Annotated in this window: 10 protein-coding genes; 2 read left to right on the top strand and 8 right to left on the bottom strand. The window is 54.0% G+C overall.

Translation table 11 applies throughout. The features are described from left to right. Positions 1–101 precede the first annotated feature (101 nt). Positions 102–416: a hypothetical protein gene (locus tag TH4_RS10275; RefSeq protein WP_064780987.1), complete on the top strand. Its 315-nt coding sequence runs from the start codon at positions 102–104 to the stop codon at positions 414–416. A gap of 235 nt (positions 417–651) precedes the next feature. Beyond that, positions 652–3,342: a bifunctional acetate--CoA ligase family protein/GNAT family N-acetyltransferase gene (locus TH4_RS10270; RefSeq protein WP_064780986.1), complete on the top strand. Its 2,691-nt coding sequence runs from the start codon at positions 652–654 to the stop codon at positions 3,340–3,342. 78 nt (positions 3,343–3,420) lie between these two features. Here the strand turns inward: TH4_RS10270 and TH4_RS10265 are convergent, their stop codons facing one another. The 8 genes from TH4_RS10265 to TH4_RS10230 form a co-directional block, all read right to left on the bottom strand. Further along, positions 3,421–3,858 (bottom strand): MerR family transcriptional regulator, encoded by a 438-nt coding sequence (locus TH4_RS10265; protein ID WP_063089670.1) that lies wholly within the window; start codon positions 3,856–3,858, stop codon positions 3,421–3,423. Positions 3,859–3,978: 120 nt separating this feature from the next. Next, a complete protein-coding gene (locus TH4_RS10260; protein ID WP_064780985.1) occupies positions 3,979–5,472 on the bottom strand; it encodes a right-handed parallel beta-helix repeat-containing protein in 1,494 nt (497 codons plus the stop codon). A 182-nt stretch (positions 5,473–5,654) separates the two neighbouring features. Further along, positions 5,655–7,070: an MFS transporter gene (locus TH4_RS10255; protein WP_064780984.1), complete on the bottom strand. Its 1,416-nt coding sequence runs from the start codon at positions 7,068–7,070 to the stop codon at positions 5,655–5,657. A gap of 36 nt (positions 7,071–7,106) precedes the next feature. Then, positions 7,107–7,814, bottom strand: a complete 708-nt coding sequence (locus TH4_RS10250) for an energy-coupling factor ABC transporter ATP-binding protein (RefSeq protein ID WP_064780983.1) — start codon at positions 7,812–7,814, stop codon at positions 7,107–7,109. Beyond that, positions 7,798–8,595 carry a cobalt ECF transporter T component CbiQ gene (cbiQ, locus tag TH4_RS10245; protein WP_064780982.1) on the bottom strand — a complete coding sequence of 266 codons (798 nt, stop codon included), beginning with the start codon at positions 8,593–8,595 and terminating at the stop codon, positions 7,798–7,800. Before cbiQ ends, TH4_RS10250 begins: the two co-directional genes overlap by 17 nt. Further along, entirely contained in the window at positions 8,592–9,188 is a 597-nt protein-coding gene (locus tag TH4_RS10240; RefSeq protein WP_064780981.1) for a DMT family transporter, read from the bottom strand. The genes cbiQ and TH4_RS10240 overlap by 4 nt, the downstream gene beginning before the upstream one ends. Continuing rightward, positions 9,181–9,858: a cobalt transporter CbiM gene (gene cbiM / locus TH4_RS10235; RefSeq protein WP_064780980.1), complete on the bottom strand. Its 678-nt coding sequence runs from the start codon at positions 9,856–9,858 to the stop codon at positions 9,181–9,183. Before cbiM ends, TH4_RS10240 begins: the two co-directional genes overlap by 8 nt. A 16-nt stretch (positions 9,859–9,874) precedes the next feature. Beyond that, the gene (locus TH4_RS10230) at positions 9,875–10,672 is read right to left on the bottom strand and encodes a DUF4198 domain-containing protein (protein ID WP_064780979.1); all 798 of its coding nucleotides are present in this window, start codon (positions 10,670–10,672) and stop codon (positions 9,875–9,877) included. Positions 10,673–10,707: the final 35 nt, after the last annotated feature.

Here is a 10,707-nt window from a genome sequence, read left to right as displayed (position 1 = left end):
GTCGCAGGTTCGAGTCCTGCTGCCGGAGCCAATTAAAAAGGGACCGAACGTAATGTTCGGTCCCTTTTGCTTTTGAACGTCAAAACACGGATGTTTACCCCATGAAAACCGTCAAAATCGACCTTCGGGAAGTTGAACTCGCCACTCTTTCCGGACCGACCCGCGGATGGTTGATCACGGGTGAAGGCGGGGTCATTCATGGCTTGGTGCACCCGATTGACGGGGATCTGTTCACGATCTCGTCGACGACCGATGCCCGGATACAGGCGTTTGGCTGGTGCCCGATGTTCGACAGTCTGGCCCATGTCCAAGCCGACCTTGAAATCGCGCTCGCCATGAGCTCACAGGATGAAGTTGAAGCCTGGCTTGAAGAGTCCGAGCGATTTGACGACGGGCATCATGGTCACGTGCATTAATCGTGACGCCACATCTCCGCACTTCATGCTTCCCAACGCCTGCTGCATCGCACTGCCATAAAAACTTCGTGTTGGCAGCGCTTTATTGATGCACAGCAAATCAATATAATTGGCATCGCTCTAAAATATCGCACTGCATCATGATGGTGTGCTGAAAAAACAGCGCATGCATCACCATATAGGGCGAGTTGGCCGAAATCAGGCCAGCCCACACAGGACAAGGCGCAAACTGGCGATGAGTACAATCAACCTCGATCATCTGTTTAAACCGAAATCGGTCGCCGTGATTGGCGCCTCCAATCGGCCGCACTCCGTCGGCAGCGTGATTATGAAGAACCTGCTTGCCGGTGGATTTGACGGGCCGATCATGCCGGTTAACCCTCGCAGTCAGTCAATCGGTGGCGTTCTGGCCTACCCCGACGTCAACAGTCTGCCGGTGGTGCCAGAGCTTGCCGTGATCTGTGTTCCGCCCAAAGGTGTCGTTCCGGTTATGGAATGCCTGGCCGAAAAAGGCTGCCTTGCGGCGATTGTCCTGACCGCGGGCCTGAGTGCGGAACAATATGATGACAACCGCACAGTCAAACAGGCGATGCTTGATATCGCGGCCTCCAAGAAGATGCGTCTGCTGGGTCCGAACTGTCTGGGCTTGATGGTGCCGGGCATTGGCCTGAATGCCAGCTTCAGCCATCAAAGCATTGGCAATGGCAAGATTGCCTTTGTTTCGCAATCAGGTGCTCTGTGTACCGCCGTCCTCGACTGGGCTGCTGCACGCGGAATCGGGTTTTCCCACTTTATTTCGCTGGGTGAATGCGATGACGTCGATTTTGGCGATGTCATCGACTATCTGGGTTCTGATCCCGATACCCGGGCGATCATGCTTTATATTGAATCCATTCACGAACGCAGAAGCTTTATCTCTGCCGCCCGTGCCGCATCACGTAACAAACCGATCCTGTGCATCAAGTCCGGTCGTTTTGCCGAGGGTGCAGCTGCGGCCGCGTCCCACACCGGTGCGCTTGCCGGTGCCGATGATGTTTTCGATGCCGCCATCAAACGGGCCGGTGTTTTGCGCGTGTACACGGTCAGTGAGATGTTCTCGGCTGCCGAAACGCTGTCGCGCATGCGCCCGTTCCGCGGTGACAAGCTTGGCATCGTGACTAACGGTGGCGGGATCGGGGTGCTTGCGGTTGACGCCCTGATCGAAAGACATGGCCAGTTGGCCCATCTTGACGACGAAACCATTGCAGCCCTTGACGAAGTCCTGCCGCCGACCTGGTCGCACGCAAACCCGGTTGATATCATCGGCGATGCACCGGGTGAACGTTATGCCAAGACCATTGACGTTGTCCTGAAGGACAAGAATATCGACAGCTTGCTGGTGATGCATGCGCCGACGGCCATAACCGATCCGGTCGAAGTCGCACAGGGTGTGATCGACACGATCAAGAGCAGCAAGAAAAACATCCTGACCAATTGGGTTGGCGAGGCCACCGTGGCCGAGGCGCGTAACATGTTCTATGCGGCTGGTATTCCGACCTACCGTACGCCGGAAAATGCCGTTGCCGCCTTCCAACACATGGTCAATTTCCGCAAGCTGCAAGAACTCTTGATGGAAACACCGCCTTCAGTGCCGCACGACTACACACCGGATGTCGACAAGGCACGCAGCATCATTCACGCCGCCATTCACGCCGGACGTCACATGCTGACCGAACCGGAAGCGAAATCGGTTCTGGAATGCTTTGGCATCAATACCGTCAAAACTTATGCCGCCCTCGATGTTGACGATGCTGTAAGCAAGGCAGAAAAGATCGGTCGCCCGGTCGCACTCAAGATCCTGTCGGACGACATCAGCCACAAGTCCGATGTCGGTGGCGTGATCCTGAACCTTGAAAACGGCGAGGAAGTTCGTGCTGCTGCCGAAAAAATGCAGCGCGTTATTGGCAAGAAATTCCCGGAAGCCCGCCTGCGCGGTTTCACCGTTCAGGAGATGGTCAAACGTGACGGCGCGCGTGAATTGATTGTCGGCATGACCACCGACCCGATCTTTGGCCCGGTGATCCTGTTCGGGCATGGCGGTGTCGAAGTCGAAGTCGTTCGTGACCGTGCGATGGCCTTGCCGCCGCTCAACATGAAGCTTGCCCGTGAACTGGTTGAAGGCACACGCATTCATAAACTTCTGCAAGGTTACCGTGATGTCCCGGCGGTCAACCTTGAAGAGCTTTACATGACCTTAGTGCGGCTTTCGCAGTTGGTTGTGCAGTTGGGCGAAGTTGTCGAGCTTGATATGAACCCGCTTCTGGCCGACCGTGAAGGTGTGATTGCGCTCGATGCCCGTATCAAGGTAACGCCAAAGGTTGTAAGCGACGAACAGCGTCTGGCCATTCATCCCTACCCGCGCCATTTGAAGGAAAAGGTGGTGATGGATGACGGGACGACCTATTTGCTGCGTCCGATCAAGCCCGAAGATGAACCAGCCCACTACGAGTTTATGTCGCGGCTAACCCCGGAAGATATTCATTTCCGCTTCTTCGGCTCGGTCCGTGAATTGCCGCATTCGGAAATGGCCCGTCAGACGCAGCTTGATTACGACCGCGATATGGCCTTCCTTGCCATCCTGCCAAACGGTGATCAGGAAGGCGAAATTCACGGTATCGTTCAGGTCGTGATTGATCCGAACAACGAGAAAGCCGAATACGCCATTATGGTGCGCTCCGATATCAAGGGGCGCGGCCTTGGCCGTATTCTGATGGAAAAGATGATCGAATTCTGCCGTCGCAAGGGCACAGAAACCTTCATCGGCCAGGTTTTGCCAAATAACCGTCGGATGTTGACCCTTTGCGAAAGCCTTGGCTTCAGCCGTAAGTTCATCCCGGATGAAGAAGTATTTGAAGTCACCCTGCCCTTGCAGCGTGACCCGAAATAAGCCGCGTCATCATTAACAAACAACAAAAGCCCGGTAAAACACCGGGCTTTTTCGCTTCATGCAGAATCTTAAATTAATTCAGGCGGTTTCTGCGACAAGCTTGGCCTTAATATCGGCAACGGCCTTTTCCGGGTCAATACCCTTTTCACGAAGCGAATCAATTGCTTCATTCTCAATCGTGCGCAGTTCCTGCAAGGTTGTCTGCACGTCTTCAAGCTGCTGTTCAAGCTCTTCGATCCGGCGACGACCGACCAGCATCAGATGCGCAAGCTGTTCTGTCCGACTGCGGTCTGCGTCATAGAGATCGATATATTCCTTGATATCCTCAAGCGAGAAACCAAGACGCTTGCCACGCAGCACCAGCATCAGCCGCGCCCGGTCACGGTAATTATAGACGCGCGTCGCACCGGCACGCTGTGGTGCAAGCAGGTTTTTGGTTTCGTAAAACCGGATCGCACGCGGCGTGATGTCGAATTCTTCTGCCAGCTCGGTAATGCTATAAAGCTTATCGTTCATGTTTTTTCTTGTTTGTTGAATGCGGTGCATCACCATCGCAACATTCCGACAGCCCAGTCAACTGATTTACGCATACGTAAGCCCATAACACCGGGTGCCGGGTGTTACGAAGACGTCCTGTCAATCATTGTAAACAGGCAAACTTCGAACGTAATCAAAATCGACGGGAACATAGTCTGGTCCCTCAAAGACTTCCCCATCTGTCAACGCACCTGGCCAAAATGCACGGTGAGACAACCATGTCCCACCATCGGGCATCGGGATGCTTAATGTGTCGCAATACCGTTCGCGGTGTTGCGCGCGAAGATCAAAACGCCCTGACAGCCCATCTTCGAACAACGGACCATCAGAAACGCGCGGATCACGCAAAACACCATCATAGGGATCAAACACTTCCGGATATGTCGGATGGTTGGCAAGATCGCCTTCAAACGAAACAGGCAATGGACCATTCGCCGACAGCGAAAGTTTGTCAGCCGGACCAAAGAATGTCTGATCCAGTGGCATCAGGTCTTCGGGGAGTTTTGCCGGATCGGCATGTTCAATCGCATTGCGGGCATTGATCAGGCCACGCGTCGTGCCCTTCTTGATGTATTTCTGGCGCAGGAAAAAGCTGTTGTGCAGGCAGGCGGAAATATAATCGGGCTGGGCTACTGATCCGCCCTTGCCCAGTTTGAAAACAGCGCCGCCGTTATTCTCGTCCCCTTCTGGACCCGGTCGACTGTCAAACCAGCAGATATTGCCAAAATAATACCAAAACCCGCCACGTACACCGTCCTGCGAGAACAGCTTGTGGCAGTTATAAAACCGGTTGCGGCCGATCCACCAGCCAACAGCCGTTGCTTCGGGCTCTATCGGGTTATCGCGTATATATCTGAACCGGTTGTCAAAGATCCTGACGTCGCGGTTAAAGCTGCCGACCGGTGCATCCAGATTATGCTGGGACACATCCATGCGAACGCCGTTATAGCAATCACAGATATCATTTCGGATGATTTCGACATCCCCGATAATATCATCAGCCCCAAAGAATGCCCCGTTAAGGTAGCGATATTCAACCTCGATAACATTGCCGTCTTCGTCCTTGCCGTCATGAATTTCATCCCAGCGAATCTGACGCCAGATATCGGGATTCTGGACCCAACAGCAATCAGTGATCGAGATGCCGCGGGTTTGTTCGCCGTTGGCATAAAAGGCATAGGTGCCCTCGGTGATATCAAGATCGCGAAACGCCAGATGCTGGCTGTTTTCGATATAAACAGCACTTGGCCAAGCCCGCTTGATGGTAAAAAGCTCAAGCCGGATATGGGCGACATCAATCAACTGGAAAACGGCATACCCATCCCGTCCCGGATTACTTGCCGAAACGGCAGGATCCGGAAGCTTTGCCGCGTCGATTATCACATCGGGTTCGCCACGGACAATGATCGGTTGATCAGCCGTCCCACTGCGCGCGAAACGCAAGGGTTCATCAAAGCAATAATCCCCCGCAATCATCCGGATCATTTGTCCGGGCCGGCTTTGCACAATCGCCTGATCAAGGGTCAATGTCGGGCGCGTTTTGGCATCAATCCAGTGTTCTTGCCCGTCTGCTGATACGTACACAACTTCCATAACCCGCCCTCCCTGTTTGGATTGCAAAACCATAACGCAAAACAACCAGAGGCCAAGTCTGTTGTTTCAGGCGTGCTTTGGAGGCACCCGAATTCATATCCTCATACTTTTGAAAGATCACCACGCATCCTGCAAAATTCAAAAGCGAGCTTTCCTCACATTCTGCTTTTAGCGCGTGTTACCTAGACGCGATCACCGCTTTCCATAGGCCATTTTGTATGGTGGCTGTCGATGACAAAGCGATGCTTGTGGGTTACTGGCGGGTGGAAGTGCCGATGACGATGCTTGTCTGTCTCAGCCACTTCTTCATGAACATGGACGTGATGCGGGTCATTATGGTCGTGTGGGTGCTCGTGCCAAAATCCCGGATGACTGTGTTTGATTTCAAGTCTTTCTTCCTTCGGCCAGAGCTTGACAGCAACAAGCACAGAACCGATTGCCATGCCGCCTGATGCCAGAAAAGCAACTGACAGATCCGCCAAACTTCCAAGCCAGCCAACGATGCCATAAGCAAACAGCCAACCCCCATGCGATAACGCGAAGTTGGCCGCAAAGAACGCAGAACGATCCCCGTCCCCAGCGGAACGTTGCACAAGCCGTCCACCGGGGGTCTGGGCAAATGTTGTACCTGCCCCGGCAATCAGCCACAGAATTGCAAACGCGAAGATCGACGCAAAATCTGAAATCATCAAGACACCGCCAAGCAACATCGCGACCGCCGCAGCGACAATACCCGCCAACATCAGATGGCGTTCACCAACACGTTCGATCAGTCTTGGAATCAGGAATGCTGCGCACATTGACCCGGCGCCTGCACAGGCCAGAAAGCTTGTCGTCAGCAACTCTGTCCCGCCAAGAATGCCACGCGTCAGAACCACGGTATTGACGATGATCATTGCCCCAACCGATGACACGGCAAAATAAACGGCCAGAAGCCCGCGCAAACGCGGCGTCTTGAGATAAGCCACGATACCAAACACCGTATTGGCATAAATGCCGCCTGTCCGATCCGTCGGTGCGGCCTGCGGGATCTGTGCTGTCATGATCAGCAAAGCCGAGATCGCAAAGGTCAGGCTATTGGCCAAAAACAGACTGTCAAACGACCAGATGACCAAAAGGGCCGCGGCCAAGGCCGGGCTCGCCAGATTTTCAAGGTCATAGGCCAGCCGCGCGTAAGAAAGCCCCTTGGTATATGCCTTTTCATCGGGAAGGATTTCCGGGATGATCGCCTGAAACACGGGAGTAAAAGCGGCCGAGGCCGCGTTTACGACAAACACCAGAACGAAAATCTGCCAGACCTGATCAACAAAGGGCAGACAAAGCACGATCCCCGCCCGCAACACATCCAATCCGACCAGCCACATCCGACGCGGCAACAGATGGGCCATGCCCCCAGCCACCGGCGCGATCACGAGATAGGCCACCATTTTCAAAACAAGGATGGAGCCAAGCACCCGACCAGCGTCGTCACCGGCAAGATCATAAGCCAACAGCGATAGCGCCACCGTCGTCAGCCCGGTCCCGATCAGGGAGGTAATCTGGGCTGAAAACAGATGGCGAAAGGCCGGTTTGGAAAACGGGGATAGGTTTGATGTCATCACCGCCCTTTCATGCTCGTCCGAGGGACATGGTCCTCAGGATGCGGTCTCGGCCTGGTTGGTGCGTTCGCTGGCCGTACATTTCTTGTCTGGCAATTGAAGCACTTTTCCCGTGCGCAATTCAATGATCCGCGTTGCAAGCTTCCGTCTGAAATGCGGATCGTGCGACACAAGGATCATGGCTTGTGGCAGCCCCAGCAGGATTTCTTCAAGCCTGCGCAGGTTTTCTTCATCAAGCGCGTTTGTCGGCTCATCAAGCAGCAAAACATCGGGCTTCATTGCAAGGACAGCGGCCACAGAAACCAGCCGTTTTTCACCGCCGGAAAGCTCATGGGTAATCCGTTCACGCAGGTGTTTGAGATGCAGTTGATCCAGGACCTCATCCACGATCGCAAGGGCTTCCTCGCGACTGGCACCCAAGTTTAGCGGGCCAAAGGCGATGTCCTCTATCACGGTCGGGCAGAACAGCTGGTCATCGGGATCCTGCACGATAAAACCAACCCGGCAGCGCAAATCGTGAAATTCTGCATCGGTCACACGCGAGGTGCCAAAGGCACGGATTTCGCCAGCATGCGGTTTAATCAGGCCTACAAGAATACGCAAAAGCGTGCTTTTGCCAGCCCCATTCGGCCCGGCAAGGAACAGACGTTCGCCCGGATCAAGTTTCAGACTGACACGATCAAGCACATTTTGCCCTGCCCGATAACCATAGGAAATATCATTCAGTTCAATAAGCGACGACATACATTCTATCCATCAGGACCAGGGCAATAATCAGGGCAAGGAAGAAAACGGCAAATGCACCGTCCCGACGCTTGAACGCCAGATCATCTATCATCGGGAAATGACCACTAAATCCGCGGCATTTCATGGCTTCAAGCACACGTTCGGCCCGTTCAAGCGATCGAACCACCAACATGCCAAACAAATAGCCGAAAGACCGGTAGGTATGGGCATTGTTCCGTGCCTTAAACCCGCGAAGTTTCATCGCCATCCGAAGACGATGATATTCGTCATGCAGCACAGAAATATAGCGCACCGTAAACATCATCAGATGCACCAGGACCGGCGGACACTTCAAACGATATAGTGTGTGGCCAAGTGTCACCGGCGTCATACCCGAAAGCAGGCTTAGCATCATAAGCACAACCGCATTGGCCCGAATGCCTACAAGGATGGCATGCATCAGGCCTTCCTTGCTGGCCTCTGCCCCAAGGACCGAAAACATCGGTGTGCCGGGGGTCGTAAAGGGCAACATTACCAGCATAACGATAATGAACCCGTCCATTGCCGCCATGCGTTTCAGGGTTACCCGCAGTGGCAGGTCCGTCAGGCTCATGGTAATGGCGGCAAATATCAGGGCACCGAGTGCAAATTCGATCTGATGCAGGGCCACCACGACAATTGCAAAAACACAGGCCGCAACCACCCTTACCCTTGGATCGAACGTTCCGACGAATGACGGTGAATGTCCGCCACGCGCCTGAACGCTCAGAGGTTGGTCATGTCCGAAAAGGTGGCTCATGCGTTGGGTGCTTTTGCTCGTAGCCGTCGCGCAGCGATGTAATAAATGATCCCGAAGGCACCGAATATATAGCCAATGCCGCCCAGAATCGATTGAAGATCATTCTTTTCCTTATAGGCGGTGAGTTCGCGCCTGAGCGGACGCAATTCGTCACGCACGATGGTCGCAATGATTTCTTCCTGTTCGCGGGTAATTACAGGCCCAGCGTTTGATCCTGCCCCTGATGCAGTCGGCGCCTTTGACGATGCTGTTTGTACAGTCTCATCACCCCCCGCCAGATCCGCTATGGCAAATTTTGCCTCGGCAACGTGCCCTGCCCCGAGATCGGCACGAAAACGCAGATCAATCTGTTGGCTTGGTGTGTAGACAAAGAAACCATCACCGTCGGTGGTAACTTCATCAATCTTGTTGCCATCAAGATCAAAGATCTCAACAAGCGTGTTTTCGGCCATGACACCGTTGGAGAAACCGATTTCACCTTCGATGTTTGAACCACTTGGAAACAGGGATGCGATAACCTTGTGCGCCTGTGCAGGTGCTGCGCCGAACACAAGCATACCAAGCGAAAAGACCAGCATGAATGATCTAGCCATTGGATGCCTCGCCCGCCTGCTTTGCACGCAAGGTTGCTGTCGCCTGCATCTCAAAGCCCGACGTCTGATCGGCGGCCTGCAGTAAGGCCGGTTTGACCTTGGCGATCAGATACACCGATGCCGCTGAAACCAGCCCTTCGACCACCATGATCGGAATGTGGGCAAAGAAGACCAGCTTGGCCGCCGGAACAAATGCATCACCACTGAGTGCAAGCGAAATCGCGACAAACACCGTTGTCAGCGCGATGGAAAACGCACCGGCACATCCACCAAGCACGGCCGCCGTGACCGGGCTGCTGCGCGACACCATTCCCCGGAACAAAAGGCCCGCCAGCACAGCCGGAAAGGCGATATTGACCGTATTGACGCCAAGAACCGTCAAACCGCCAAAGCCAAAGAAAACGGCCTGAAGCAAGAGACCGACAAAAAGTGCCGGAAACGCGGTCCAGCCAAGCACCAGCCCGGCAAGACCGCTCATGATCAGATGCACACTGGATGGTCCCACCGGCACATGAATAAGCGAGGCAACAAAGAATGTTGCCGACAAAACCCCGGTTGCGGGAATTTTATCGATTGGCAGTTTCCGCAGTCCAAGGCTAAGCCCGGCAACTGCAAGAACACCCCCGCCAATCAAGACTTCCGGTGCCAGCGCACCATCAACAATATGCATCTGTTTTGTCCCTCGCCTATTTCACATCATAGGCGCGAACCCACAGGACTGCATCCTGTGAAAGTTCCTTGCCCTGAAATTCTTTATCAGGGCCGCTGCCAAGTGCTGCAAATCCCCAAAAGCCTGCTTTGGGAACACCAAAAGTGAAATACCCGTTTTGATCGGAAACGGCCACAACCGCACCACCGGGCATTGGCGATGCCGTTGGCCCTTTGGGTGTGTTACTGGCCATATCGGGCTCTGCGGCCATGTATTCGATTTCGACTTCAACACCGGCCACAGGTTGCCCTTCGCTTAGCACACGGCCAGTAAAGGTCGAACCGGCAATGATGTTGGTTGGTCGATTAAGCGGCAGGATTTCGGTTTTGAGACCTTGCGGTTCCATCCAGTCGGTCGGAATTTCGTTGCGGTTCACGTAGGATTTCGTGATCTGCTGGATGAAAATATCTTCGCTTTCTTCGTAATACGGCGTCGGTACCACCACCATGACGTAATCACCGCTGCGGCGCAGAGTCAAAGTTGCGTCAAAGGCCGCTGCCGAGTTGGCAATTCCGATGAAAGTAATCGGCGAAAGCGTTGATTTCAGATCAAGTTTCTCACCGCGGTTAACCGCATAAAATTCAAGCGGCTCGGCCATATCCATGACATGACCGTTTTCAAACGGGTGCCAGAAAATCAGCTTTACCGGCTGATCCCCGGCCTTGGTCACGTTTACGTCCGGCGTATAGGCCAATTGAAAATGCGCATGGGCCGGCATGGTTGCCGACAGCACGCAGGCGCTTGCAATCGCAAGCCTGCCAAGGGTCTTAAACATATAATCGTCTCTTTCTCAAACGATGCACGCAGGCC

The organism is Thalassospira tepidiphila MCCC 1A03514 (assembly GCF_001662875.1).
Taxonomy (GTDB): Bacteria; Pseudomonadota; Alphaproteobacteria; order Rhodospirillales; family Thalassospiraceae; genus Thalassospira; species Thalassospira tepidiphila.
This window is presented reverse-complemented; position numbering and strand designations above follow the sequence as displayed.

Bases quoted from the DNA above. Each gene is read 5' to 3' on its own strand.
- TH4_RS10270 (WP_064780986.1), top strand. From the start codon at position 652: ATGAGTACAATCAACCTCGATCATCTGTTTAAACCGAAATCGGTCGCC.
- TH4_RS10250 (WP_064780983.1), bottom strand. From the start codon at position 7,814: ATGTCGTCGCTTATTGAACTGAATGATATTTCCTATGGTTATCGGGCA.
- TH4_RS10275 (WP_064780987.1), top strand. From the start codon at position 102: ATGAAAACCGTCAAAATCGACCTTCGGGAAGTTGAACTCGCCACTCTT.
- TH4_RS10260 (WP_064780985.1), bottom strand. From the start codon at position 5,472: ATGGAAGTTGTGTACGTATCAGCAGACGGGCAAGAACACTGGATTGAT.
- TH4_RS10265 (WP_063089670.1), bottom strand. From the start codon at position 3,858: ATGAACGATAAGCTTTATAGCATTACCGAGCTGGCAGAAGAATTCGAC.
- cbiQ (WP_064780982.1), bottom strand. From the start codon at position 8,595: ATGAGCCACCTTTTCGGACATGACCAACCTCTGAGCGTTCAGGCGCGT.
- TH4_RS10255 (WP_064780984.1), bottom strand. From the start codon at position 7,070: ATGACATCAAACCTATCCCCGTTTTCCAAACCGGCCTTTCGCCATCTG.
- cbiM (WP_064780980.1), bottom strand. From the start codon at position 9,858: ATGCATATTGTTGATGGTGCGCTGGCACCGGAAGTCTTGATTGGCGGG.
- TH4_RS10240 (WP_064780981.1), bottom strand. From the start codon at position 9,188: ATGGCTAGATCATTCATGCTGGTCTTTTCGCTTGGTATGCTTGTGTTC.
- TH4_RS10230 (WP_064780979.1), bottom strand. From the start codon at position 10,672: ATGTTTAAGACCCTTGGCAGGCTTGCGATTGCAAGCGCCTGCGTGCTG.